Here is a 25,414-nt window from a genome sequence, read left to right on the forward strand (position 1 = left end):
TCTCTGTCAGTTATTTCTCGACTTTTCCCAAGGCTTCTCCGATCATTCGGATCAGGAACGGAACCAGTACCACTACAATGGTTACATAACCCAGATATCCATACCCTACCTTTACCAGCGGAAGAAGTCCGAACTGGGCGATAGCGAAAGCAAGAATGGTGCATAACAAAGCGCAGATTAAGGTCTTTGCCGAAGGCTTTCCGTCACTTCTTCTTTCCTCCGGTTTTTCAAATGCAACCACAACTCTCTGGACTGCTCCGGCAATCATGTTAACCGCCGTTGATACCGCCCCTAAAATAATGAGTATGGAAATCATCGGATTCATAAAGCTGGCTCCAACTCCGCCTTTGATCAAAGTAATAACCGGAAGGGGATCCTTGGATAAATCCGGATTGGTTGCAACTGCCATAAGTCCCAAAGTGGAAAGCATAATCAATCCGGAGTTTACGATAAATCCGTAAATCATGCTGGTTCCGGCTTCTTTTTCTGATTTAAATGATTCCGCATGCTGATATAACAATCCGATGGAAGCCAGCTGGAAGGAACCATAGATAAAGCAGCTCCAGAGAGCAGGGCCGGCAGGTGCAGGATCAGCACCCAAAGTCTTGATATTTCTTACGATATCACCCCAGCTGACAATAATATTTGGTATGTACACAATCAAAAGACCTGCAATGATGATCACAGACAATGTGGAAGCCGCTTTTCTTACAAAATCCGTTCCGAAAATGGTCACCACAAAGATAAATAAGCCAATGACTAAAGTACAGACCATATATGGAATTCCAGTCAGGGACTGCATGGTGGAGCCTCCGGTCGCAAAGGCAACAGAGGGAGCCAGGCACAGCAATAATATGTATACTAACTCATAAAGGTTGGAGAAAATGGGAGCAAATCTTCCATAAAATTTGTTGTTAAAGGTTCTGTAATCATAAGCATCATGAAGCTTCGCGAACCGAAGCCCGTACCACTGGAACACCGCTCCGATGGCCTGAGCAAGAATCGGGGTAATAAGCGCCCAAATACCGAACGCAACGAAATACTGGACCAGCTGTGCACCGGATGCAAATCCTCCGCCAAACTGTGTGGTAAACCATACGAATGCAACGCCCACCGCTACCGGCATTTTATTTTTATCGATCATATCCTTCTCCTCCTGTTAAAGCATATCCTTGAATGCTTCCATCATAGTTCCTGCCTGCTCATAATTAACCATTTGCCTGTCGACTTCCATTTGTATCATAGGAATTCCTGCCCCATCACAGGCTTTTTTCACCATTACATAATCAAATTCTTCCGGATCACAGAATTTTGTCAGCAGAACCACCACACCTCTTGCGTTGTATTTCTTTGCCAGATCAACGATATAACCGGCTCTCTTCTTTTCCGGATCGTATAAAACGGAGCAATGGTCCATCCGGGAGAACTTATCCGCAAGTCCATCCAAAGGTGCCAATTCCAGATTTACATCCGTACGGTACTGTCTGGATTCATGGGCAACATCGTCTGCTGCAATCTGCATCCCATGCTCATCAAAGAGTTTTAACAGCCCGTCGCTGTCGGCCAGAATTCCGGTAGTGATTACCTTAATTTTGCTTTCCTTCTCCTCTTTCTGTGACAAAGCCTCCATCAGCTGGCTAACCAGTGCCGTATGGTCTTCCTTCCGCATGAAATAAGCACTCTTAAAAATATCTCTTCTTTGGATTGCCGTGATGGAAGGATGCTGTTCTAAAACCTCCGCCAGCTTTCTCATTGCCGCATTATGTTCATTGTAGATTTCATTGGACCGTGCCAGAGAAGCTTCGCTGAATTTTGCACCGGTCGCTGCCTCCAAGTCTCTTATGACACGCTCATAGGAAGCTTTGGTGAATTTTTTCCCCGCCTCCGGCTTCCGGTTCTGTGGATAGGTCATGGGGATAAAAGGAATGTCCTTCACCGCATATTTCCAGTTCTGCCCCAGACATTTTAAAGAGTCACAGAGGGAAGGAATCACAATGGCTGAAATGCCTTTGTATTCTCCCTTAATTCCCAGCTCCAGAATGCTTTGCATGATGGAACAGATAAATGCAGGAAAATATTTTTTTGACTCTTTCAGCTCAATATCCGCTCCCCATGCTCCCATAGGAACAAGCCCCATGGAGTGGATCAGCTCTTCCGGAGTGTAGACAGGGACACAGGCCACAACCTTTTCTCCCTGTTCCACATAAGCATTCAACCGCTTTTTCGGTGAATACGCAATTTCATGAAAATTTTCTAATAATTCATTCAATGTTGCCATCAGTCTTACCCCCTCTTGTTGGATTCCATGATTTCCGTCAGCCCCTGAACTCTTGTTTCATACTGCGCTCCCGAGAAGTTTCGCGGATCTGCCTGGTCGCCGTCAAATGAGGTGACCGGTATCCGGCAGTCTTCTCCGATCTGGCGGCTCATCTCATACATGAAGCCGCTCCAAAGCTTACAGGACCGGTTGGTATGTACCAGAAGGCCTTCTGCACGGGTTTTGTTTACAATTGCTTCTCTCTTATCCCGGGCATGCTCTAAGTTCATGGCATTGGGTACGTTGCAATAGGCACGGATCAGACCGTCAAAATCATCGTAGATGAATCCAAAGGCATCGGCATAAATAGTTGCCACCATATTGATTCCCCTGGATTTTAAGCCGGTAGCCGTGGCTCTTAAATGAGGCCAGCAGGCGATTCCTTCAAACATGATCCGGTATTTCTCCTCTGCACGGAAGGTACTGGTTCCCTCTTTCACCGCCTTTTTGTATTCTTCCAACAGGGTTTCAAAGGCCTCGGCCGCTTCAACGGTTCCCCTGGCACAGACGGCCACTGCCATATGGTTTAGCAGGTCAAAGCCATTAAGCGGGGAAGGGGTATACTTGGTATAAGATGTCGCCTCCAGCCATGCTCTGGAAGTCCTGTTTGAGATTTCCATGATCTCCCTGAATTTTTCATCACTCCACTTTTTACCTGTGATCTCCTCCAGCTGTTCAATTGCCGCCAGAAACTGGCTCTTGACATAATCGACCTGGGCATCTGAGACCTCGTAATCAGGATTAAAGGGAATGTCAATGAGGATAAGCGGTATATTCAGTTCTTTTGCAATGTTCTCATACCATTTGATCATGCAGTTGCAGATGTTATTGCAGCAAAGCACGAAGTCTGGAAGAGGCATGTTCTGTTCCGGAGTTTCCCCCGTTTTCATATGTGCCAGGCTGATTCTTGCATAAGCACAGATGTCATTGGAATACCCTTCCGCCTCAGAAATTTCACATAACCGCTGCCCGGCTCCTCTCGCAGCAATGGCTGCCGCCTGATTCTCGGGATAGCATACTTTAATGCCCAGAGTCTGGAAAATTTCCTGAGGGAAATTGCTGGCGCACCAGCCGATTTTTTCTCCCCTGTCCTTTGCCTCCTGGATCTCCTTGTAATGCTTTGCCACGATCTCATTCAGCTTAAACTTGGCTGAATTGGGGTCAATGGTAAATTTTGGTTTTGTTTCTCCTTCACCCATGAAAAATTCCTCCTTTTATGATTTATCATAAGCGTAAAGCGCTGCTCCTAAAGCACCCATGAGCTGGGCCATTGGCGAATAGGTAATTTCAAGACCCAGCTCCTGCTCCATGGCTTTTCGTACTCCGCCATTTTGGGCAACGCCGCCGCTCATACACAACATTTCTTTCACACCGATCCGTTTCGCAAGAGCCGCCACTCTGCTGGCTACGGACTGGCAGATTCCGGCAACCAGGTCCGGAATCTCGACTCCGTTTGCCAGTTGGGAAATGACCTCGGATTCGGCAAATACAGTACAGGTACTGGATATTTTGACCGGATGCTTAGACAGGGCCGCCTGCTTTTCTAAATCATCAATCCTCAGCTGCAGGATTCCTGCCATGACGTCCAGAAACCGTCCGGTCCCTGCCGCACATTTGTCATTCATCAAAAATTCCGTTAAGCGCCCGTCGGCACCCAGGGAAAGTACTTTTGCATCCTGACCGCCGATGTCGATGATGGTCCGTACATCCGGAAGCAGATGATGGACCCCCCTTGCGTGGCAGCTAAGCTCACTCATCTCTCCATCGGCATTTTTTAACAGCTTCCTTCCGTAACCGGTGGCATAAACAGAAGTTATCTCTTCCAGCTTCAGGCTCCCTGCGGCAAGTACTGCCTCTATTGCCCGGCCCGGCCCGTCGGTTCCTGTCCCTGCCCCAATCAGGGAAGTAGCCAGAATCTCCTGTCCTTCTTTCAGAATGACTGCTTTGGAGGTGGTAGAGCCTATGTCAACACCTAAAGTAAACATGGTTGCTTCCTTTCTTTGTCTATTTTATAACAATCTTTTCGAAAAAAATATATATGTATACATGTATACAAGTTGCTGTATGGAAAAGTGTATCCTTGTATACAAGTTAATATAAAAAATTAAATGTAATAAGATACACTTTTTCATGCATAGATTATCAAAATTTGTCGAATTTGTCAATAACTTTTTTTAAATCAGGATATTGTTTAGATATTATATGGAACCTGATTCAAGCAATGCTCTTCTCCTTCTCCTTTTGTAATCGTCTAATTTGTGACGATCTTTTTCTTATAAACAAATAATCGGCTGTTTTTGCTGCAAACGGCTTGAACCTCAAATGACTGAGGATTTCTGACCATTTATTCTTATCCAGCCGGATTAAATGTTTAAGAAATACTGTGGATACCTTTCCTTTGCTTTAGTCCTGATTTCAGATATGGTTTCCAGATGATCTGCCATAGCCTGCTGGGCTTTGGCAAAATCGCCGCCTTTGATTTCGTCAACAATCTTCCGATGTTCATCGATCAGGCAAGGCATCCTTTTGCCAAGTGCCACGTCAAAATTCCGCCATCTTGAAATGTGGAGCATTAAATCCTCCAGCAATTTTATAAGATTATACCGTTCCACACTTTCCGCAATGGCCCGGTGGAATGCCGAATCCAGCTTTTGAAACTCCAGGTCATATCCTTCAACATTCCGATAGGACTCCTGTTTTTCTAAATTATCCTCCAGTTCTTTTACCAGTTTTTTAATTTTCTCTTCGTCCCTCTGGGACAACAGCTCGTAAAGCTCTTCCTTTTCCACGGCAGTCCTTAAAATCAACAGGTCTCCGATGAGTTTTAAATCGATCAGGCTTACATAAGTTCCTCTCTGAGGGTATACCGTAAGAAGCCCAAGCTGATTCAGCCTTGCAAAGGCGTTACGGATGATGGTTCTTGACACCCCGTATTCTTCTGCCATCTGATTTTCACTGATCCTGGTTCCAGGCTCTAATTCCAGCTTCAAAATACGTTTTCTGATGTTGAGGAAAACATAATCAGCGGAAAACGGCTGGCTGTTACTTTTCATATAATCCATATTCCTTACCTTCAATTCATATTACTTGTATTTTGTTATGAATCGATTATACTCTTGACTAGAGATTTCTGTCAATTCGTTTCTTATGCACGGTATGGCTGCCATCCGCTCCGGTCCTGATTCTGTTTTATTGTACGATCACTTCTTTCCCATGGATCTGGTGGTGATGAGCATCGTGAGCTGTGCATTGTTTCACCGATACTTTATCTGGCAAACGCTTTGTCTGAAAATATTTGTCCAGAATATCGCTTCTTGAAAAACGGGTGAATACATTTACAATTACATTTTGTAAAAGAGGGGTAAAATACCCCTCTTTTACACTGTCTTTTAATCCACCTTTTTATTCTTTGACTGCCGTATCAGCAATTTTTATAATTTACACTTCTTCCTCCGGCTTTTTTCCCAGGCTGTCAGAAACTTTCTCTTTGGTCTTAGCAGTATCTTTCTGAATTTCTTCTGTCTTGCTCTCTGCAGCTTCTTTTGCGTTTTCCTCCTCCTTGATTTCTACGGTTTCTTCCTTGGTGCCTTCTGTCTTGTCTCCCACTGTTTCCACCGGTTCTTCCTTAGCTTCTTCTGTTTTGTCTTCCTCGGCTTCCACCGGTTCTGCCTTCGTTTCTTCTGTCTTATCTTCCTTGGCTTCTACCGGTTCTTCCTTTGTTTCTTCTGTTTTCTCTTCCTCGGCTTCTACCGGTTCTTCCTTTGTTTCTTCTGTTTTCTCTTCCTCGGTCTCCACCGGTTCTTCCTTTGTTTCTTCTGCCTTGTCTTTCTTGGTTTCTGCAACCTCTTCCTTAAGGGCTTCAGGATCACTCTTTCCTTCCATATCTGTTTCAGGGTCATATAACTCGACGATGAATGTCAATGTCTCGTAGCCATTTACCTCAATAACCACTTCATTTTCTTCTTCTGTAAAGCTATCTGCCGTGAAGTCAAGATATTTCACAACTCCATAGGATTCATCCTTAGATACTTTAAATTCATTTTGTCTGGAACTGGACAACAATATGGCCTTTTTATAAGGAATTCCGTTAACTATCACTGTTTTATCTGCATTCAGGTACTCTTTTGCCGCCTTCTCATCTGTTGCATCAAAGGTTACACGATAATATGCCGGATCCCAGTTCGTTGCTTTCACGTAATTTGACGTTTGCACATCAGGAGCTGATTTTTCATTTTCGACCGGTTTCCCTGCAGCTTTTTGGATTTCAAAGGTCAGGGTCTTGGCAGTGTACCCTTCAGCAGTCACCAGAACCGTATACCGCCCGGCCTTCTGAAACAGATTTTTCTGAAGTGCGAAAGAATAATCTTCTTTTTCATAATTGTCCTGGCTGAACATTCCGCCCTGTTCCTTGGAAAGCACTTTCCTTGTATTATCTTCCGGGTCGGTCAGGGTCACCCCTGTTAAGTTCTTCATAAAGTCACCGCGAAGCTTCTTCTGGCTTTCATCGTCTTCATCGGCTGCAGCATTGATGGTAACCATCTGTCCTACATGGTAAGCTGCCGCTTCCTCAGCCTCTGCCTTATCAGGGTTATCAGCCAGAGAAAGTTTAAACCTTTCCAATTCCTTAACCACATGTAAAACAACTGTCTGCTCCTTGTATCCCTCTGCCACAATGCGCAGCTTGTGTTCTCCTTCCGTAAGCTGGATCGTACCGCCGCCTGTTCCTTCAGTTTTTGACAGAATGGTAACGTTTTCCTTTGCCTCGCTGATCTTATAAGCTGTAATGTAATCGTCACTTCTAAGAGCTATTGCAGAATTATCCAGATAAAGGGCTGTTATCTTCGAAATATATTCTAAATCCTTATCAGAGGTCAGCACCAGATCCTCACCCAGCTTTCCTTCTGTTCCCTTAAGGGCAGGCGCTGTCTTTCCTACCATAGAGAGAAGGCTTTCAACGGTTCCTAATTTTCCGTCTTCCAGGACCCTCTTGATCTGGTATGGGCGGTTTCCAGTCTCTCCTCCGGTCTGGATCTCTTTATATTTTTCAAAGGAAAGATATTCTCCTGTCCCCAGCTTTCCATCTTTAACCGCATTTAAATAATGGGTAAAATCATAAAAAATTTCAGCGTTTTCATCCATAACCGCCAGTGCCTTCTGGTCATACCACCACTGCACTACCGCCTCGCTGTCCTCACTTACATCGTTGATCTCATGTAAGATCAATGCATTTGCCAGCAGGTCATGGTCAAATATCAGGAATCCGTTCATCTTTGAACCTCCGGAAGTACCAGAGCCTCCGGTACCGCCGCCATCCGGTATGACAACAGTAGCGCTTGACATGGCGTCAATACCGTAAGGTTCTGCCATTGCAAAGATTTTAATGTCATCTGTCCCAACCTGGGAATTGACGCCCACCTCCACTTTCTTAGACATTGTCTGGTAGCCATTTGCATATGCCGTAACCGTATATATGCCGCTTTCATCAGTAATCACATTGCCATCCGTATCTGTACCGCAGATATGAAGCATGGGGCCAATCTCGTACCATTGGTTTATTTTTGTAAGAGACTTCACGTTTCCTGACGGCGTAGTCAGATCTACCCTGTAAATCGGAGACAGGATCTCTGTTCCAAAGCTTTCACCATCCGGTCCCACAATTTCAAAGGCAAAGTCTTCTCCTTGCTTTGGACTCGGGTTCAGGGCATTTAAGTTCATCACAAAAAGCCTGTTGTCCACAAGATGAAGGGGCACATTCATGGTTGCCTTGCTGGATCCGGAAGACAGATTCAGCTGATAACGCCCCCGGGCAAAAAGGTTTGTCTGAGGCAGCTGGATCGTAATCACCCCTGTTTTTCCATATTCAGATTCGATTGCAGTAGTAAAAACAAGGTTCTTGTTTAAAATAGAGTTCTCAGAATCCAGAGCCTTAATGGTTTTTAACTGGTCAAACCAATTTTCCTGCGCCAGAGTCTTTAACGACATCTTAAGCTGGATCCTGCCCTTTCCATCTTTATCAATCATGGTATCAGGTATGTAATAATCGGCAGGCACCTCAGAAGAAACCTCCTGACTCTCTCCGCTTAACTGAAAAGTAGTCTTCTCAGGTCTTACGCGTACATTGCCGTCTTTATCGTAATTATCCAGCCAATAGTCAAAGACAGATATCGGTCCGTTGGTCAGGATCGCGCCGGGAGCCAAATCAAGGCTGCCTCTCTCCGGCGCTTCTGCCAAAGAGCCCTTTCCAACCTTTACGCCCTGCTCTTTGCCGTCAGAAATCCTGGTAACTGTAATGGTACCCGGCTTCCATGAGGTCGTCTGCCATTTGACCACAGTTCCGTCATCGTCTACGTTAGTGCATACATCCGTAATATCTGTCCCATCTACATCAATGGTATAATCGTCTATCTTTCCTTCCTGGAATGCAATTACTGCATATTGTATCCAGCCTAAGTCTATCAGCTTTGTCTTTTCCTCATTGACAAAAACCGCCTTACCTTCCTGGTTGCTGCTTTCTTCGTTTTGATTGCCCCCATTCCCGCTGGTACCGCTTCCGTTATTCTCATTGCCGGAGGAACTGCCTCCACCTGAGGAACCGTTTCTGCCAGAGGAACTGCTTCCCCCACCGGAAGATGCTGTTTTCTTTGTGTTTTCTGCTGCAGGCGTTGAAGCTAAGCCTCTTCCCGCCTCATAATGGACGTTACCGTCAGACTCTGCCCAGCGGCCTTCTCCATTCACAAAATATCCATCCGGGGTTGTCTGGCCTGTATACATCTTTCCCATGTCTGTTCCGTCAGCAGCATTAAAATAATAGCAATATCCGTCAATCCACTGCCACCCTGTCTTCATGGCCCCAAAGGTTTCCTCATTAGCCGTATTAAAAAAGTACCATGTTCCGTTTCCATCCTGGTACCAGCCGGAGCGCATCTGGCCCACTGTACCATCATTGGAAGTGTTCAGATAGTACCTTATTCCCTTTTCATCCTGAAACCAACCTGTCATCATGGTTCCGTCTTCCGGGCGAAGATAATACCAGCCCGATGCCTTTTGGATCCAGCCGGCACTTAAGGTTCCTGAGACCTCATAATGTTTCCAGCTTTCATTTTCATATTTCCAGTCGCCTTGTGCGTATATGCCCCTCTCTCTGATTGCCGGGGAACTGCCTGTTACGCCCGCCCAGGCTATGCCAAACTGGGAAAGTACACAAGCGGCTGTCAATATTGGTGCCACTGCTTTTTGAATCAACTTTTTCTTAACCATTGCATCCTCCTATTTCAAGTTAGTTTTAACTAACTATTGCCATCTCAGTATATCGGGGAGGTAATCTGTTGTCAATGAAGATATGTAAGAAGGAATGAGTCTTTTTCTCAACAGCTTTTTTGTAATGTTCTTCCCATAAGCATGCTGATTTCCTTTTCTACGCGCTATATCCTATCCCCTGCAACTGAAATCATGATATTTCTGCGAATACCTCTTTCATAACAGAATACCTGTGGTATGATGATAGGGAAAGATCATGTGATACTATCAATATTTTTATTATTTAAGGAATGTGATGTGGAGCCATGGCAATGGAACTGAATACGATTGTGGATCATTTTGCATCCACGTTTTTTAAAGTACAAGGGGTTTACCGTTATAAGATACCAGCCGGTAGTAAGGGCATACAAAAGACTGCTCCTTATCCAGGGTTTATATTCCCGCTTTCCGGCTGCGCGGAATACCAGTTTAACGATACGCCTTATTTCATCAAACCAGGGGTTGTCGTCCATGGTTCGGCCGACACCGCCATACGCAAGCGTGTTATTGGAGACGAAGACTGGGAATTCGTTTCTGTTCTTTATGAAACCTGCGGCGAATCACCACTCATGAAATTAAAGAATACCCATTTCAGCTTAACCGTCGGGCAAAGCCCCCAGCTATACGATATGCTTCATCATCTGTACGCAACCTCCAACCGGCCAGGCGGTCTGGCAGCTTTACAAACGGAAACCTTGTTCCGACGGGCGCTGGTGGAGACGTTTTTGTGTGTCAGGAATCAAACAAAATACGGTGCACAGGAGCTTTTTGAATCGGTTTCGGAGTACATCCACACCCACTACATGGATGGTTTAACCGTAAGTTCACTGGCCAGGCAAAACGGAGTCAATGAAAACCGGTTGTTTTACGTTTTTCAAAAGTATGCGGGCATGGGGCCGGCAGACTACCTGCGGACATACCGTATGAACCGTGCCCGGGAGCTGCTTGTCACGACCTCCATTCCCATAGGAACCATAGGGGAGCAAGCTGGCTACCCGGATGCGCTGTATTTCAGCCGTATATTTAAGAGACATTTTGGAGTGCCTCCAAGCAAATTCAGGGAAGAATAAGCACCAGGTACAAGGAAACGCCCATACTTTTTTCATGGGCGTTTTTTTATGCTGTTGACTGCTATTCAGGATATGTCCATATAAATTGCGGATAAAGCCATTCACATAAGCATCGTGGTCTGATATATTTAACCGGAAGTTAGTTTTGGCTAACCAATAATTCAGGAGGTGCTACATTGAAAAAACATATTTCTATTTTACTTGCACTGCTTTTATCTGCCGGACTGTTATCCGCTTGTTCAAAGGGACATCAGCAGCCGGAGGCGTCAAACCCCGAGCCAACGGAAAACATAGGTGCAGAAGAATCCCAAAAACCGCAGGATCCGGACGTTTCTAAAGATTCTTCGTGGCCGCGCACCATCATGGACGCCGGTGGTCATAAAATAACCCTGGCCAGCCAGCCCAAACGCATTGCCATTCTCCATTCCAACTATCTGGAATACTTCTTTGCACTTGGCACCCCCGTTGCCGCCTCGGCAGGCGCTTCGGTAGGGACGGCGCAGCAGGCTCTGGACACCTATGAAACACTGATTCCCTATGGTGGAACCGCAAAAATCATGGATCTTGGAAGCGCACGGGAAATTAATCTGGAAGCGGTTCTGGAAGCGAAACCTGATGTGATTGTAACTTTTGCCGGGCACTCAGGTCTGGACGAAATCTATAACCAGTTAAATCAGATCGCCCCTGTGGTGCTGTTGGACTATAGTGACACATGGCAGAACCAGACCCGTGACTGCGGAGAAATTGTGGGTAAGGAAGATGTGTCTGAGAAAATCATCAAGGAAACCGAGGACACCATAGCATCAGCCCATGAAGTGTTAAGCAAACAGGATAAAACCGTTGCTCTTTTCCGCACCAATGGAGGCAAGGCATTTGTTGCCCGGGGCAGCCGCAGCTATTACGACGCCTTCGGCATCACCCCGCCCAAAGGATATACCTTCGGCTATGAGACCTTTTCCCTGGAAGCGGTGGCGGAAATGGACCCGGATTACATCATCTTCATGGACTACGTTGATACTGCCAAAGGATTTGTAAAATCCCAGGAAGCCTCATCTGTCTGGCTGAATATGAGCGCCGTAAAAAATGACAATGTGGTTTATTTTGATGATTCCCTTAACACGTTTGGCCCCTTAGCCATGAGTTTAACTGCCAATAAGCTGGTGCATACAATCAAATGATGATCAATAAATACATACCTAATAAAAGCGGCAGCAATAGGCGCTCCATCCCGCTGCGCCCTCTCATTACTTCCGGCATGATTTTATTAATCCTTCTTTTATGTTTTTCTATCACACAAGGCACTGCAAATATTTCTATGGATACTGTCGTTGATGCTTTCACGCATTTTGACAGCAGGAATCCCCAGCACCTTATGATCATAGACTTACGGCTGCCCAGAGTGCTCATCAGCGGACTGATTGGCGCGGCTCTTGCCGTAGCCGGTGCAATTATGCAGGGAACCACCCGCAATCCCATGGCCGATTCAGGACTTATGGGAATCAATGCCGGAGCAGGTTTTGCCATCGCATTGTGCTTTGCATTTATGCCGGGTATAAGCTATGGCATGATGATTGTTTTTGCCTTCCTTGGTGCGGCCCTTGGTGCGCTTCTGATTAACGGCATTGCCGCGTCCCACAAAGGCGGAAGGAGTCCTATGGGCCTGGTGCTGTCCGGCGCTGCAGTCAGTACGCTTTTAACGGCACTGAGCCAGGGAATCGCCCTGAGCTTTCATGTGGGCAGGGACGTGCTGTTTTGGACTGTGGGCGGCGTGGCCAGCGTAACCTGGCAGCAGTTTTATATTCTTGCGCCTGTGGTTTCGGCTGCCTTGGCTGGCGCGTTTTTGCTTTCGCCCTATGTATCCATATTGAATATGGGCGAGGATGTTGCCACAGGTCTTGGACTTAACACAACCCTTATCCATTGTCTCTGCACACTTGCAGTGCTTGCATTGGCAGGTATTTCTGTATCGGTGGTAGGGTCAGTTTCCTTTGTGGGTCTTATCATCCCCCATGGGGCCCGGTTTCTGGTAGGCGTGGACTATAAAAAGATAATCCCTTCCGCGGCTGTTCTGGGTGCCTTGCTGCTGGTTCTGGCAGATTTAGGTGCAAGGACGGTAAATCCGCCTTTTGAGGTGCCCTTAGGTGTTATCACATCCCTCATAGGGGTTCCCTTCTTCCTGTATCTGTCACATAAAAAAGGAGGGTTGTCTGAATGACGCAGAAAAAACAAATATTTACAAAAAGAAAGACCATGGTACGTAACACGGTGGTAATAGGAACATGTCTTGCGCTTCTTATCCTGTCCGGGCTTATCAGCCTAAGCACCGGCTACAGCAGGTTGTCTCCCACAGACCTCCTCCACGCCATGATGGGAGGCGGCAGGGAAAAAGAAAACCTGATCCTTTTCTCCTTCCGGCTTCCCCGCATTGTCCTTTCCATGCTGGTGGGGGCCGGACTGGCGGTATCCGGCTGTCTCTTGCAGGGAGTTACAAAAAATCCCCTGGCAGATCCTGGGCTGTTAGGCATCCATTCGGGCGCAGGGCTTATGGTGGTACTTTATGTCCTTTTCGTTGGCCCCCTGTCACCGTTTTCCATTTTTACACTTCCTGTTCTGGCACTTTTTGGAGCAGGCGGTGCGGCAGTTCTGGTCTATTTCCTTTCCTGCAAAAAAGGTGCTGGTACGGCGCCTGTATCCATGGTAATGACCGGAATCGCGATTCAGGCTGGATTATCCGCCCTTACCACTCTGCTGGTGGTTAAGCTTGATGATACCCAATACGCCTTTGTTTCCTCCTGGCAGACAGGAAGCATCTGGGGGGCAAACTGGACGTTTGTATTAGCCCTTCTGCCCTGGCTGTGCATCCTGATTCCCGCTTCCCTTTACAAAGCAGGGATCCTGGATATCATGAATCTTGGGGATGAAACTGCTGCCGGTCTTGGTGTTTCCGTGAACAGGGAGCGGAGAAAACTTCTGCTCATGGCGGCAGCCCTTGCCGGCGCCTGTGTTTCGGTAAGCGGCAGCATCAGCTTTGTGGGGCTTATGGCTCCCCACATCACCCGCCGCATGGTTGGACCGGGGCATGGCATCGCCCTGCCCGTATGCGCTCTGGTGGGAGCACTGCTGGTATCGGCAGCCGATACCATTGCCCGGGTCATTATCCAGCCGGCATCCTTACCCACTGGTGTCGTGGTATCCGTGATCGGCGCACCGTATTTTATATACCTGCTGTCCCGGCGTGAAAAAGAAACGAGGCGATAAAAATGAATGCAATAACAACAAAAGAATTAAGGCTTGCCTATGATGGACATCGGGTGGTGAACTGTCTGGATTTAATGATACCCCGCGGGAAGGTTACTTCCCTCATAGGGCCCAATGGCTGCGGGAAATCCACCATATTAAAGGCGGTCGGCCGCATACTTAAACCGCAAAAAGGCTGGGTGTTTCTTAACGGCAGTGATATCCAGGCCCTTCCCACAAGAGAGGTGGCAAAGCGGATGTCCATATTGCCCCAAACACCCACTGCGCCAGCAGGGCTGACCGTAAGGGAACTTGTATCCTATGGGCGCTTTCCCCGCCGCCAGGGTTTGGGCAAGCTAAAAAAAGAGGATGAAGACATGATCACATGGGCGATGGAGGTGACCCGGCTCTCCGGTTTAGAAACAGCGGCTGTTGATGCCCTCTCCGGCGGTCAGCGGCAAAGAGTGTGGATTGCCATGGCCCTTGCCCAGGAGACCGACTTGATTTTACTTGACGAGCCCACCACCTACTTAGACATGGCCTATCAGCTTGAGGTTCTGGAACTGTTAGAAAAGCTTAACAGGGAACGGAATTGTACCATTGCCATGGTGCTCCATGACCTAAACCTCGCCTCCCGCTTTTCAGATTTTCTTGTGGCCATCCGGGGCGGAAGCATTGTTGCACAGGGTACGCCGGAGGAAATCATGACGCCCGGGGTTTTGCGGGATACCTTCCATATCGATGCAGAGATCGCCGCCGACCCACGGACCGGCAGGCCTGCCTGCATCTCATACCATTTGATTTAATAAGGGGGTTTAATATATGAAACGAATTGCAATTTATGGCAAAGGCGGCATTGGAAAATCAACGACGGTTTCCAACCTATCTGCTGCCATGGCAAAACTGGGACTCACCGTACTGCAAATCGGCTGTGACCCCAAAGCGGATTCCACCCGTAACTTAACAGGCGGAAAAAACATCCCAACTGTGCTGGACAATTTGCGGGATAAGGGAGATGTAGAACTAGACGATATTGTGTACAAAAGTAAAACCGGTGTTTTATGTGTAGAATCCGGCGGGCCGGTTCCTGGCGTGGGCTGTGCCGGCCGGGGCATCATCACTGCATTTGAAAAGCTGGAAGAGTTGGATGCCTATGCCGTGTTTTCTCCTGACGTCGTGCTGTACGACGTATTAGGTGACGTGGTTTGCGGAGGATTTGCCATGCCTATCCGGGGCGGCTATGCAGACGAAGTGTGCATTGTCACTTCCGGTGAAATGATGAGTCTTTACGCTGCCGCCAACATCGCGCAGGCAGTCAAGAGCTTTGCACCCAGAGGCTATGCCGGCCTGCGGGGTCTGATTTTTAACGCAAAAAACTTTGAGGGCGAGGAAGAGCTTGTACAAAAAGCCGCCGATGAAATAGACACCTCCATCCTTTTTCATATCCCCCGGGATCACCATGTGCAGCGTTCGGAAGAACAGGGAAAAACAGTGGTGGAGGCATTTCCTGACAGCCATATGGCAAAGAGGTATCAGGACCTGGCCCGCCTGCTTCTGGAAGGAGGACTGTCATGAACGATATCAAGCATTTAAAATGCCTGTCGGCTGTCAGGAGCATGACGGCTGTCCGACAGCTGACACCTGCTGCCTTTCCAGGCGTCCACTGCCCCATGCACACAGCACTGGCCCTTGCCTCTAAAATAAGAGGTGTGTCCACGCTCCTTATCGGCACCGCTGAATGCGGGTACTACAGCCGCAACGTCCCCCTTTCTTCCCCTTATGGGGAGGAGGCATTGCATTGGAATTATGTCCTGGACAGCAAAGAGGTGGTATTTGGATTCCGGAAAGGGCTGATGGAGGCCATCCGGGAAATGGATAAAGCCGGTGCAAGGCTTATTTTGCTCCTATCCACCTGTGTGCCGGAGCTCATCGGCCTTGACATGGAAAGCATCTGCCATGAGATGCAGACAGAGGTAAAAGCAATGCTCATTCACCTTCCCCTTGGAAATTTCAAATGCGGCGGCTACGAACCGGGATATTGGAAAACCCTTCTGGCAATGGGAAAAACCATTGAGAAGTCCGGAAGTAAGGGAATGACTGTCAATGTCCTTGGCCGCAGTGCCCTGGAGGAACATGTTCCCATGCCTCATCTAATTTCGTTACTGGAACGCCAGGATGTGCCCCTGCGCTTTTTGGCGCCGGATTCTTCGCTGGATGACTTTATATCCTCCGGGGACGCAAGACTGAATCTGGTTCTTTCCCCGTTTATGGAACCTCTTGCCCAATGGATGGCTAAGGAGCATGACATTCCCTTTGCCAGCCTCCATGATGTTTACAATGTCCGGGAGATAGAAAACACTTATTCACAGATCGGACAGCATTTGGGCCTGGAGATGGCACAAGAGTTTGCCGGACAGAGGAAAGAAGCGAAAAAAGCGCAGAAAGCGGCAGCTGCCCAGTTAAAGAGCTTACAGTATATCAGCGCAAACCTGGGAACTGTTCAGCCGCTGCCCTTGTCGGCATATTTATCAGACTTAGGAATGTCTCCTATCATGATACACCTGGCGGAATTTTATCCCTCGGATACTCAATGGAAAGAAATACTGACCGGGCGGGATATTAACCCCATCATCTGTCTGATGCTTAACGAGCAGGCCGATAAGCAGATCATGGAAGCATTAGGCCCGGATTTGGTAATGGGCGATTGGGGCGGCAGGGGGCAGAACCATCCGTCCAGTGTACCCATACTGGACCTATACGGTCACATTGGATATGAAAGAACCATTGAACTGCTGGAACGAATTACAAGAGCATTTAGGACAGGAAAGGAGGAAAGGAGCAATGGGACTTTATAAAACAGCACCGCCCCTGTCAGGGCGGATGGGTGCACTTTGGTGTTTGTCAGGCATCGCCCAGTCAGCCGTGGTGGAATTTGGCTGCATGGGGCATATGGCCTACGGAAGAACCTTTCTTCACCGGATGGGTTCTTTTGGCGGAAAACTCTATTCAACCCATATCGGAGAAACCGATATTGCCATGGGCGATACCAGCCGGCTGACATGTGCGGTGGAGTGGGTATCAGAAACCCAGGGTATAAAAACGATTTTCCTGCTGCCCTCCTCCGTACCGGAGGTAATCGGAATCGACTTAAAAGCCCTGGCCCAGGAGCTGTCGCCCCAATTCCCGGATACACGTCTGATTCCTCTGACTGCAGGTGGATTTGATGTCTGCGGACACAAGGGGGTGGAATTGACCCTTTTGGAGCTTTGCAAAACCTTTCCAAAGGAAATGCCCCTATCGGAACAGCCCTCCTTTAACATCATCGGCTCCTGTGCGGATATGTTTCGTTTTCATGCTGATTCCGCCGAGATCGCCCGGCTGGCGTCAGGTGCCTTGGGAATGGAGCATTTGTGCACTATGACCTCCGGAACAAGCATCTCCAAGCTGGAAACAATGGGCGCGGCCCATTTGAACTTTGTTATCCGCCGGGAAGGCGAAGCCGCCGCGAAATATCTTAAAGAGCGCTTTGGTACACCTTATCTGATGGCACGTCCCTACGGGATACAGGGAACCCTTGACTGGCTGGAGGCGGCGGCATCCCTTTGGGGCCGGCCCGCTGACAAAGCATTTATCCGGCAGGAAAAAGAAAATGCCATGGAGCAGATCGCACCCATACAGGCTGTGCTTGGACGTTTCCTGCGGGTCCACAGGGAGGAAAACAGGCTGATTCTTGCCGGACATGCCGATGTCGTTCAAGGAATCGGAGAATACGGAAAAGAATGTTTCGGTTTTACAACGACCGATTGTTATTGTGACTGCCCTCATATGGCAGGCCCTCATATGGCCTATCTGGATGATGATGCAAAAGAGAGGATTGCCAACGATTCAAGGGGCATCCTTATGGGCAGCGGCGAACTGCTGCGAATGGCTAAAAGGGACCAGAGCCTGCAGATTGCAACACCTGATGACATCTGGCGGCATTCCTATGAGCCTCCCCTTGCGGGATTCCGGGGGGCAGTGAATCTGGCGGCAGTGTGGGCCAATGAAATGATGAGGATTCACTGATACTTATCCATTTTCCGGCATACGAAAGGACAGGCAGATAAACTGCCTGTCCTTTTTGCCGTCATCCCTTTTCTGTCTGTTTTATCACTGGATCCACGCGCCGCCACTTCCTACATTATACCCATCCGGCGTAGTAGTACTTGTGAGCATTGCCCCGCTTTCTCCGCAATAATACCACTTTGAGTTCCAGTTGACCCAGCCAGTAACCATATATCCGGACTGGTTAAAATAATACCAGCAATCATCAATATACTGCCAGTTACTGACGGTATAGCTTCTGTCCGCATTACAATACCACCAGCCTGTGCTGTCCTTCAGCCATGCGCCGGTTCCTGTACTGCTTCCCGGCCCTGATACGCCGCTTGAGCTTGCAGAACTGATCTCCTCAGCCTCATTGGATGAAACATACCAGCTGTCAGATTCTTCCCAACTGCCTTTATTGGATGAGTTGTATACTCCCCGTACCTTAAAGGAATAATCGCCGCTGTTAGTTATATAGCTTGCAAAATCGTAGCTGGTATAGGTGGTCGTGAGCACGGAAGTTACTGCGTTGCTTCCCCGGTAAAGGCGCACCTCATATTTATTGGCATCCTCACATTCATCCCAGGAGGCTGTACCGTTCCCTTCATCCCACTCCAGGTTGCTCACAGCCAGCTCATGGTCATCTTCATCATCCTCTAAAGCATCCAGCGTTATATACACAATCAGTTTACTGCTGCTCCGGCTTACAGAACTGACTGTCCCGTCAGAACCGCTGAGACTTACACTGCTTTTGGAAAAACCTGAGTCAAAGTAATAATCGCCTTCTGCTTCTAAAGTGACCTTTAATTTGGGTTTGTTTCCATTCTTCCATTCACCATCCGGTTCATTTGTAACCTCAGTATCATTGATGCCGAATTTACTGGAACTGGAAGTGACCGTTACATCACCGCCGCTTTCTCCAGCCTCAATCTCTGATGATATGTAAAGAGAAACACTGCTGATCGAAGTCCCTGTCGCCGCCAGCGCTGTCATTGGAACGGCTGCTAAAACAACTGCTGTCATGAATGCTGCACACCTTTTTAACATATACATATAAATTCCTCCTCATTTCAACTCAAAATTAGCTTCTGCTTCATATTTACCATGTGAACCTGAAACAAACCTTAATTTTACATCATAAATTTGTGATTTTTTTGTGAATTCGTATATGAATATGAAAAGTCAGATCACACCCCTTTAACATGCGGCTTCTGTAGGGATTCCGTCGTAAGCTACCCCCGGCTGGAATATCGTCAGCAAAAATGACGTTAAAAACCCAACAAAGCAGCTCACAACAAACAGCCCAAATCCCTTTCCCAGAAAAACAGGCAATGTAATCATGCTTGGAAATGCAAAGGTCATTGCCTGAGCTCCCGAAAATCCCGCTATGGCTCCTCCAACCCCACCGCCGATGCATACCGCGATCATGGGCTTTTTTAGCGGCAGGTTCACGCCGAACATGGCCGGTTCTGTAACTCCGAAACAGGCAGACACTACGGCGGATAAGCAGAGGGACCGGAACTTCTTATCCTTACTTCTCAAACACACCGCAAGTGCCGCACCTGCCTGGGCAAATACTGCCGGCCCGATCAAAGCCAATATGGTATCAGAGCCTTTTATAGAAATATTATTCATTGCAACCAGTACAAAACTCCAGTGAAAACCAAATATGACCATCGGCTGGATCACCGCTCCTAATATTGCACCGGCAATCATTGGGCTGATCTGATATACAAATTCATAAGCCGCAGCCAGACCGTCTCCTATTACATTCCCGATTGGCCCGAATACAAACAGTGTGACCAGTCCAACTACCACAATGCAGATCAAAGGGGCAAAAAAACCTTTTATTAAATCCGGCAGTATTTTATATACCACCCGTTCCACATATACAAGAAGTCCCACCGCCAGGATGATGGGGATTACGCCGGAATGGTATATAACGGCCTTCATGGGAATTCCGGCAAAAAATATGTTAGTGCCTGTCTCAAATACTTTAGTTAAGGAGGGATACAAAAGCACACCGCCGATGACCACTGCAGTAAATGGGTCGCAGCCAAATTTTTTTGCCGCGGTAAATGCCAGTACCATAGGCAGAAAATAAAACAGGCTGTCTGCCATGGCATTTAACACCAGATAAGTCTCACTTGTTCCCGACACAATATTTGACGCGGTGAGAATGGTCAATATGCCTTTTAATATTCCTGCCGCGCTTAACAGATTGATAATAGGCAGGAAAATTCCTGAGATCCCATCGATCATAACATTAATCATTGACTTTTTTTCTTTCATGTGTACCTCTCCTATGGTGAAACGTTCTCAGCGTAAATTTCCTTTTTCCGCTTCTGCCATTGTAACACATTTTACATCATTTTCCATATGTATTTTTACCGATACCTTGGTACAGAATGTGCCACATGATAGTTATGGAGCCGGATAAAGAAGTCTTTGATAGACCCTGGAATAGGGGGGAGGAATCCGGATCTGATGAAAAATGTAAGGATAGAAGACAAAATCCCCTGCATCTGGGTTGATTGCAGATGCAGGGGATTTCAGACTGCAGGCAGCATGCCATAAAAGCACTGATTTACAGCCGCCTTATAAATAAGTGCTCTCTGTCCTTATGGAAATTTCTTTTATCATACGCATCAGTTCCAAAGCACTCCGGAAGCTTATATAATTTTGGGCGGTTATCTTTCCGATCACTCTTCCCTGCATGCTGGCATTCTGACGATACTCTATTTTGATCAACAGCGTGCTCTTCGCCCGGCTAGCCTGTGAACACAGTACCGTACTGTTCTGAAGCTGAATACTAGCTTTTTCTGGTATTCTAATTTTTTTCTTACTCCTGAGCGCATACTGCTTAGCCATTTTTTTATTAAGAAACCTTGGCTCCGTCGTTGGCTGAGGGGTACCGATCCAGTCGCACATTTCATCTAATTTAAGAATCAGATCACCGATACCAAAAAAGCAGACAGGCTTGTCTATGTAACAGTTAAGGATTTCACCATAAAAATCTTCCCCTTCTTTTCCATGAAAACAAATCAGCATTGTGCTGATGCGGTCCGTTACAGTCATGCCGCGGCAGATGTCCTGTATTTCTTCATTTTTCACCATACAATCCCTCTCCTCTTTCATATCTACGTTTATCGGATTTTCTTCTATCAGTCCGAAAGCAGTGTACGGATTTTTTCTCTGTTATTGTCAGTATTGAGTGATTGAAAAACTTTTTTATCGGTACCGGATAAGGCGTATACATCCACACCGGACAGCCGTGTTACACGGATAACCGATTCTTTTTCGTTTTTAGCCCCGTTTACCACATTCAGTCTCCAATAGATGGATTGAAGTTCGTCAAAATCAGCCTCACTTGTTATTTCCACACCATACGGATAATTCACGGTCTGATCATGTTTTATGGCATAGACGGCAAGTGCTTCGCAAAAATTATCATCACCCTCTATGAGCGTATAGTCGTCTGACATATCAAGCAGCCCGGCAATATCACCGATGTGATCGTAAAAGCTGGTGTATGCAGCCTCCATGGCTGCCGCAACATCCGGATTGCCTTCATTATCTTCCTGGACCTTTGTTTCCTCCGGAACCTGGTTTTCATCCGGAATCTTACTTTCCTCCTGGGTCTCGCTTTCCTTAAGGATTTCACTTTCCTCCTGGGGGGCACTTCCCTCGTCTCCATCGGAATCTGTCTGCTGCTCTTCCTCTTCTGTCTGATCATGATCCGATCCGGGAACTTCTGATCCATCAGGAACTTCTGGTCCATCGGGAATTTCCGATTCCGAAGAATTTTCGGGGGTTTCTGCTTCGCTTTGATCCGTATCTGACTCAGCCGTTTCCTGCTCCGTATTATCCACTTGTTCCGATTCTTCCAGCCTTACTTCCTCCTGCTGTGCATATACCAAAACGATCTTCCCGGTAATCAAGCTGAAACACAGCACCGCAGAGATAAGAAATGAAGTATATTTTTTCATTCGATATTCCTCCTTATTTTGATGCGGCTGCCTCTTGCGCCGACTCATCTGATTCAGGATCTCCCAACAGTCTTTCAAGGTCTTTCCGGATCTTCTCAATTTCAAGAGCCTTATACCTCTCAAGGCCGGAAATCTCAAGCTGCAGCTTAATTCTTCTTTGCTGCATTGCTGCCAGCTCGTCATTGCATTTATTCCGGGTCTGCTCAAGCATTTCCTTTGCAGTCTGTTGTGCGGAAAGCAGAGCTTCTGAAATCTGATTCTTCATTTGGTTGTATTCCGTACGCACGCTGCGCAGGTGTTCCAGTTCCTGGCACAGCTCTTCCGCTGCCTCCCCAATCTCATCCAGGAGGATATCAACTTCCCGGGCATCATAACATTTTCTGTATCTTTTTGTCAGCTTAACCGCTTCAATCGCTTCTTTCGTCAGTACCATTTTTTACTCCTTTCCTCTGTCTCACCAGTCTCCGTATTCCGGTCGCAGAATACCAATAACAACGTACCGGGCATCGTCGAATTCATAGCTGCAAGTGGAAAGCACAAGGAGCCTGTCACGATCCGTATATTCTGCACTGCTCTCAAACGTTGTCTTTGACGAGGCATATGATAACAATGCCTTCCGGTTTACCTCATACATAAATGCCCGGTCCCGCCATTCCCCAGCACTGATGACACAGCCATATTTCAAATCAATCCGATAACTTCTCTGCTCTGTGTACAGGTACAGATAAGGGTGCTCTTCAAAATAATCCTGCTCCTTGTACTCTGTCAATGAGCCAAACATCCCGCCGGATTTCATATGGTGTCCGTAAATAATGCTTAGGCCTCCGCTGAAATCCTCCGGGCAGTTGTAATCGAGAAATAAGGTACCATTGGCATTATAGGTACCGTCCGGAAGATGATGAAGATACCAGTCGTAATCGTGCGCACGCATAACCGGATAATCAATTATGGTGTCCGGGGAGTACAGCCATGCGGCTGCATCAGAATTGATCTTTTTCAGCGCTTCAAAATCGATGAAGACCGGGGGGATATCCTCTGCATCATCAGAAGAACTGCTGCTTTCCTGATGGCGGACCTGCTCTTTCAGATTTTCATAGTTTTGATCCCCTTCTGCATAAATCTGCAGGCTTTCCTTAAGCTTATACCCGGAAAACACGATGACACAGATCGAACCGATCAGAAGGAGCCATACTGCTGTTGTAATTGCTTTTTGCCTCTTACTCATGCTTCACCTGTCATTTTTTCACTGCTATCAGCTTTCCGCTGAATCTTCTTTTTACGGCCGGCGGCAAGGATTAAATAGATCATGCAGCCCGCCGCTACGGCAACAGCCGTCCAAAGCATTGCTGTATATAATTCGTAATTGATATTATCACCGGTTTTCGGACTGTATGTCCCAGCACCGGAATTGCTTTCACTGCCAGGAAAACTTACAAGCGGAGTATCCCCATTATCAAAATGAATGCTGTCACTGTTTTCGTCGACTTTGACACCAGGGCCGCCTGCGTTGTTACCGCCGCTCCCTTTTCCGCCGCTTCCGCTGCCTCCGCCTCCACCACCACTTCCGCCTCCTCCGTTGTACTTATTGATAAAAGTACAGGATTCCACCTGCTTATTCGAACCGTTTGTCACCGTCCGTATAACCACAAGCTGACCATCTGCATCCTTTACCACATCGGTGATCGTGTAAACAGAGCTATCGTAAGTATATCCAGTGTCCGGAAAGACTACTTCAGAAATGGTATAATAATAAGTACCTTCCCGGATATACTTCCATGTACCGAAATCTTCTTCGCCGGAACCATAAATGGTCATATACTTGACACCGTTCACGCTGCCTTCCGGCATGGGATTGGCTCTATCTTTGGCAGTCAGGGAAAAGGTGAAGCTGCTGGTCCTGGATGGATTTCCAGATACCGTTTTTTTCACAGGCGGGTCTACCATGATCTCGGGATCGCTTGCAAGAGGGGTGTAAATATTTTCAAACTTAATACCGCCCACTTTGTTGCCGTCACTTTTTTTTACTATGATCTCAGCCGAAAGATCATCTTCCGTCCGCTTCACATAGACTTCCACAGAATAAACCTGGGTATCATAGGAATACCCCCTGGCCGGTGATGATGCATTCCCTTTGATTTCGTAACGATATATGCCGGTGTTAGAAAAGGTGATGGGACCGACTTCTTTTACGCTTGTACCGGCAGCCGTAAAGGAATAGACACTGCTTAAGCTCCCAAACGGCATTGGATTTCCTGTATCCAGAGAAATAAGGTCATATGTAAACACATTGTTCACATCTGACGCAGTACTGTTTTTTATAAAAGCCTGATCTACATTTAGCGTAACGGGAACCGACTCCGTTCCTGCGTGAATATCCAGGGGAAATGCGATAGCCAAAAGGCTGAGAAAAAGCAGATACCATACTGCTGTGCCTTTCATATGCATTTTAATTTTGGAGCTCATCCCCATTACCCCCTTTCGCTTTTTTTCTGAATTTATTATAAATTACAATAGCAAACAGAATGATCAGTATCACCGGAAGCATGATCTGCAGCCACCGGGGAAGACTTTCCCACAGGCCGGCCTGTAAGTCCACCGATACCGGTCCGTCTGCATTGCCTGATATTTCCTTGTCAAACGTATTGGTGTAACATTCTTCCATGATTTTAGCTACCAGGATATCTCTTCCATTGGTGGCATCCGAAGCGCAGGTGGTCAGAAGCAGAATATGATCCTCTGTGGTCACCCCGGTTTCACGGGTGTAAATTGCCTTATCCAACAGATATTGCAGATATGCCTGCTGCGCCTCTTTTCCCTGGACCCGAGGTGCAAATACCCCTCCATCGTATGCATCTGTTTTAATAAAAGCAAAAAATTCCAATCCGTGATCTTTCCCGTTATAAAACAGATTGCCGTATTCATGGCTGTCAAAAAAACTTTTACTGCTGAATGAGCCAAGTTCTCCAAACATTGCCTGTTTTTCCATGTGATGTCCGTATAAAATACTGTTAAAATCCTGAAAATCCTTACTGTTGGAATAGTCTAAGAAGATTGCTCCCGATAGGGAGTATTCTCCGAATGCATTGGTATTTACATATTTCGCATTGTCATTTCCCTGTGTTACCGGATAGTCAATATTCGTGCCATAAACCGTGAGCCAGCTGAATACCTCCGGATTAATTGCCTTAAGTTCATCAAATGATATGCCGCCTTTTTCTGTGTCTGGCTTATAAACGGAGTACTGGGCAGCGTCAGCTGCCTGATATACCTGATCCGAGTCCCATATGGCATAAACAGCTACAGCGACCAGCAGTAGGATGACAGTCAGTACCAGGAAATCTACAATACTGTTTGCGGTTCTTACTGCTTTTCTGCCTATATTTTTTACTGTTGCTATGTCCATATGAGACCCCTTTCCG

At 47.1% G+C, this 25,414-nt stretch carries 22 protein-coding genes; 8 read left to right on the forward strand and 14 right to left on the reverse strand.

Going from position 1 to position 25,414, the window contains the following annotated elements; translation table 11 throughout:
* Positions 1 to 10: 10 nt before the first annotated feature.
* The 6 genes from AC27IJ_RS02175 to AC27IJ_RS02200 form a co-directional block, all read right to left on the reverse strand.
* The gene (locus AC27IJ_RS02175) at positions 11 to 1,144 is read right to left on the reverse strand and encodes a YkvI family membrane protein (protein ID WP_312446482.1); all 1,134 of its coding nucleotides are present in this window, start codon (positions 1,142 to 1,144) and stop codon (positions 11 to 13) included.
* A 15-nt stretch (positions 1,145 to 1,159) separates the two neighbouring features.
* Positions 1,160 to 2,278, reverse strand: a complete 1,119-nt coding sequence (locus AC27IJ_RS02180) for a 2-hydroxyacyl-CoA dehydratase subunit D (RefSeq protein ID WP_312446481.1) — start codon at positions 2,276 to 2,278, stop codon at positions 1,160 to 1,162.
* Positions 2,279 to 2,283: 5 nt separating this feature from the next.
* Positions 2,284 to 3,516: a 2-hydroxyacyl-CoA dehydratase subunit D gene (locus tag AC27IJ_RS02185; RefSeq protein WP_312446479.1), complete on the reverse strand. Its 1,233-nt coding sequence runs from the start codon at positions 3,514 to 3,516 to the stop codon at positions 2,284 to 2,286.
* Between the two features lie 15 nt (positions 3,517 to 3,531).
* A complete protein-coding gene (locus AC27IJ_RS02190) occupies positions 3,532 to 4,302 on the reverse strand; it encodes an acyl-CoA dehydratase activase (RefSeq protein ID WP_312446477.1) in 771 nt (256 codons plus the stop codon).
* A gap of 378 nt (positions 4,303 to 4,680) precedes the next feature.
* Positions 4,681 to 5,379, reverse strand: coding sequence for a GntR family transcriptional regulator (locus AC27IJ_RS02195; protein WP_312446475.1), 699 nt, complete (start codon positions 5,377 to 5,379; stop codon positions 4,681 to 4,683).
* Positions 5,380 to 5,755: 376 nt separating this feature from the next.
* Positions 5,756 to 9,574 (reverse strand): hemoblobin-interacting domain-containing protein, encoded by a 3,819-nt coding sequence (locus AC27IJ_RS02200; protein ID WP_487147316.1) that lies wholly within the window; start codon positions 9,572 to 9,574, stop codon positions 5,756 to 5,758.
* 311 nt (positions 9,575 to 9,885) lie between these two features.
* Between AC27IJ_RS02200 and AC27IJ_RS02205 the strand changes: the two genes are divergently transcribed.
* The 8 genes from AC27IJ_RS02205 to AC27IJ_RS02240 all read left to right on the forward strand — a co-directional run bounded on the left by AC27IJ_RS02205 (position 9,886) and on the right by AC27IJ_RS02240 (position 17,985).
* Positions 9,886 to 10,683 (forward strand): AraC family transcriptional regulator, encoded by a 798-nt coding sequence (locus tag AC27IJ_RS02205; RefSeq protein ID WP_312446472.1) that lies wholly within the window; start codon positions 9,886 to 9,888, stop codon positions 10,681 to 10,683.
* 176 nt (positions 10,684 to 10,859) lie between these two features.
* Positions 10,860 to 11,861 (forward strand): iron-siderophore ABC transporter substrate-binding protein, encoded by a 1,002-nt coding sequence (locus AC27IJ_RS02210; protein ID WP_312446470.1) that lies wholly within the window; start codon positions 10,860 to 10,862, stop codon positions 11,859 to 11,861.
* A complete protein-coding gene (locus tag AC27IJ_RS02215; protein ID WP_312446468.1) occupies positions 11,858 to 12,898 on the forward strand; it encodes a FecCD family ABC transporter permease in 1,041 nt (346 codons plus the stop codon). The genes AC27IJ_RS02210 and AC27IJ_RS02215 overlap by 4 nt, the downstream gene beginning before the upstream one ends.
* Positions 12,895 to 13,941, forward strand: coding sequence for a FecCD family ABC transporter permease (locus tag AC27IJ_RS02220; RefSeq protein ID WP_312446466.1), 1,047 nt, complete (start codon positions 12,895 to 12,897; stop codon positions 13,939 to 13,941). The genes AC27IJ_RS02215 and AC27IJ_RS02220 overlap by 4 nt, the downstream gene beginning before the upstream one ends.
* Positions 13,942 to 13,943: 2 nt before the next feature.
* Positions 13,944 to 14,726 (forward strand): ABC transporter ATP-binding protein, encoded by a 783-nt coding sequence (locus AC27IJ_RS02225; protein ID WP_312446464.1) that lies wholly within the window; start codon positions 13,944 to 13,946, stop codon positions 14,724 to 14,726.
* Between the two features lie 16 nt (positions 14,727 to 14,742).
* Positions 14,743 to 15,495 carry a nitrogenase iron protein NifH gene (locus tag AC27IJ_RS02230; RefSeq protein ID WP_312446462.1) on the forward strand — a complete coding sequence of 251 codons (753 nt, stop codon included), beginning with the start codon at positions 14,743 to 14,745 and terminating at the stop codon, positions 15,493 to 15,495.
* Positions 15,492 to 16,775, forward strand: coding sequence for a nitrogenase component 1 (locus tag AC27IJ_RS02235; RefSeq protein ID WP_487147317.1), 1,284 nt, complete (start codon positions 15,492 to 15,494; stop codon positions 16,773 to 16,775). Before AC27IJ_RS02230 ends, AC27IJ_RS02235 begins: the two co-directional genes overlap by 4 nt.
* Positions 16,762 to 17,985, forward strand: a complete 1,224-nt coding sequence (locus AC27IJ_RS02240) for a nitrogenase component 1 (RefSeq protein ID WP_487147318.1) — start codon at positions 16,762 to 16,764, stop codon at positions 17,983 to 17,985. Before AC27IJ_RS02235 ends, AC27IJ_RS02240 begins: the two co-directional genes overlap by 14 nt.
* A gap of 84 nt (positions 17,986 to 18,069) precedes the next feature.
* On the opposite strand, the gene AC27IJ_RS02245 is transcribed toward AC27IJ_RS02240, so the two are convergent.
* The 8 genes from AC27IJ_RS02245 to srtB (AC27IJ_RS02280) all read right to left on the reverse strand — a co-directional run bounded on the left by AC27IJ_RS02245 (position 18,070) and on the right by srtB (AC27IJ_RS02280) (position 25,398).
* Entirely contained in the window at positions 18,070 to 19,059 is a 990-nt protein-coding gene (locus tag AC27IJ_RS02245; RefSeq protein ID WP_313153486.1) for a hypothetical protein, read from the reverse strand.
* Positions 19,060 to 19,203: 144 nt separating this feature from the next.
* Positions 19,204 to 20,298 carry a PTS transporter subunit EIIC gene (locus AC27IJ_RS02250; protein WP_312446456.1) on the reverse strand — a complete coding sequence of 365 codons (1,095 nt, stop codon included), beginning with the start codon at positions 20,296 to 20,298 and terminating at the stop codon, positions 19,204 to 19,206.
* A 306-nt stretch (positions 20,299 to 20,604) separates the two neighbouring features.
* Positions 20,605 to 21,123, reverse strand: a complete 519-nt coding sequence (locus tag AC27IJ_RS02255; RefSeq protein WP_312446452.1) for a hypothetical protein — start codon at positions 21,121 to 21,123, stop codon at positions 20,605 to 20,607.
* A 47-nt stretch (positions 21,124 to 21,170) separates the two neighbouring features.
* On the reverse strand, positions 21,171 to 21,995 hold the full coding sequence (locus AC27IJ_RS02260; RefSeq protein WP_312446449.1) for an ICP22 family protein: 825 nt from the start codon (positions 21,993 to 21,995) through the stop codon (positions 21,171 to 21,173).
* A gap of 13 nt (positions 21,996 to 22,008) precedes the next feature.
* Positions 22,009 to 22,428: a DivIVA domain-containing protein gene (locus AC27IJ_RS02265; protein WP_312446448.1), complete on the reverse strand. Its 420-nt coding sequence runs from the start codon at positions 22,426 to 22,428 to the stop codon at positions 22,009 to 22,011.
* A 21-nt stretch (positions 22,429 to 22,449) separates the two neighbouring features.
* Positions 22,450 to 23,220, reverse strand: a complete 771-nt coding sequence (gene srtB, locus AC27IJ_RS02270; RefSeq protein ID WP_312446447.1) for a class B sortase — start codon at positions 23,218 to 23,220, stop codon at positions 22,450 to 22,452.
* On the reverse strand, positions 23,217 to 24,458 hold the full coding sequence (locus AC27IJ_RS02275; RefSeq protein WP_312446446.1) for a Spy0128 family protein: 1,242 nt from the start codon (positions 24,456 to 24,458) through the stop codon (positions 23,217 to 23,219). The genes srtB (AC27IJ_RS02270) and AC27IJ_RS02275 overlap by 4 nt, the downstream gene beginning before the upstream one ends.
* Positions 24,442 to 25,398 carry a class B sortase gene (srtB, locus tag AC27IJ_RS02280; protein ID WP_312446445.1) on the reverse strand — a complete coding sequence of 319 codons (957 nt, stop codon included), beginning with the start codon at positions 25,396 to 25,398 and terminating at the stop codon, positions 24,442 to 24,444. Before srtB (AC27IJ_RS02280) ends, AC27IJ_RS02275 begins: the two co-directional genes overlap by 17 nt.
* Positions 25,399 to 25,414 lie beyond the last annotated feature (16 nt).

The organism is Lacrimispora sp. YZC11 (assembly GCF_057543815.1).

Coding starts and splice junctions, on each gene's coding strand:
- AC27IJ_RS02175 (WP_312446482.1), bottom strand. CDS start 1,144: ATGATCGATAAAAATAAAATGCCGGTAGCGGTGGGCGTTGCATTCGTA.
- AC27IJ_RS02180 (WP_312446481.1), bottom strand. CDS start 2,278: ATGGCAACATTGAATGAATTATTAGAAAATTTTCATGAAATTGCGTAT.
- AC27IJ_RS02185 (WP_312446479.1), bottom strand. CDS start 3,516: ATGGGTGAAGGAGAAACAAAACCAAAATTTACCATTGACCCCAATTCA.
- AC27IJ_RS02190 (WP_312446477.1), bottom strand. CDS start 4,302: ATGTTTACTTTAGGTGTTGACATAGGCTCTACCACCTCCAAAGCAGTC.
- AC27IJ_RS02195 (WP_312446475.1), bottom strand. CDS start 5,379: ATGGATTATATGAAAAGTAACAGCCAGCCGTTTTCCGCTGATTATGTT.
- AC27IJ_RS02200 (WP_487147316.1), bottom strand. CDS start 9,574: ATGGTTAAGAAAAAGTTGATTCAAAAAGCAGTGGCACCAATATTGACA.
- AC27IJ_RS02205 (WP_312446472.1), top strand. CDS start 9,886: ATGGAACTGAATACGATTGTGGATCATTTTGCATCCACGTTTTTTAAA.
- AC27IJ_RS02215 (WP_312446468.1), top strand. CDS start 11,858: ATGATGATCAATAAATACATACCTAATAAAAGCGGCAGCAATAGGCGC.
- AC27IJ_RS02220 (WP_312446466.1), top strand. CDS start 12,895: ATGACGCAGAAAAAACAAATATTTACAAAAAGAAAGACCATGGTACGT.
- AC27IJ_RS02225 (WP_312446464.1), top strand. CDS start 13,944: ATGAATGCAATAACAACAAAAGAATTAAGGCTTGCCTATGATGGACAT.
- AC27IJ_RS02230 (WP_312446462.1), top strand. CDS start 14,743: ATGAAACGAATTGCAATTTATGGCAAAGGCGGCATTGGAAAATCAACG.
- AC27IJ_RS02235 (WP_487147317.1), top strand. CDS start 15,492: ATGAACGATATCAAGCATTTAAAATGCCTGTCGGCTGTCAGGAGCATG.
- AC27IJ_RS02240 (WP_487147318.1), top strand. CDS start 16,762: ATGGGACTTTATAAAACAGCACCGCCCCTGTCAGGGCGGATGGGTGCA.
- AC27IJ_RS02245 (WP_313153486.1), bottom strand. CDS start 19,059: ATGTATATGTTAAAAAGGTGTGCAGCATTCATGACAGCAGTTGTTTTA.
- AC27IJ_RS02250 (WP_312446456.1), bottom strand. CDS start 20,298: ATGAAAGAAAAAAAGTCAATGATTAATGTTATGATCGATGGGATCTCA.
- AC27IJ_RS02255 (WP_312446452.1), bottom strand. CDS start 21,123: ATGGTGAAAAATGAAGAAATACAGGACATCTGCCGCGGCATGACTGTA.
- AC27IJ_RS02260 (WP_312446449.1), bottom strand. CDS start 21,995: ATGAAAAAATATACTTCATTTCTTATCTCTGCGGTGCTGTGTTTCAGC.
- AC27IJ_RS02265 (WP_312446448.1), bottom strand. CDS start 22,428: ATGGTACTGACGAAAGAAGCGATTGAAGCGGTTAAGCTGACAAAAAGA.
- srtB (WP_312446447.1), bottom strand. CDS start 23,220: ATGAGTAAGAGGCAAAAAGCAATTACAACAGCAGTATGGCTCCTTCTG.
- AC27IJ_RS02275 (WP_312446446.1), bottom strand. CDS start 24,458: ATGAGCTCCAAAATTAAAATGCATATGAAAGGCACAGCAGTATGGTAT.
- srtB (WP_312446445.1), bottom strand. CDS start 25,398: ATGGACATAGCAACAGTAAAAAATATAGGCAGAAAAGCAGTAAGAACC.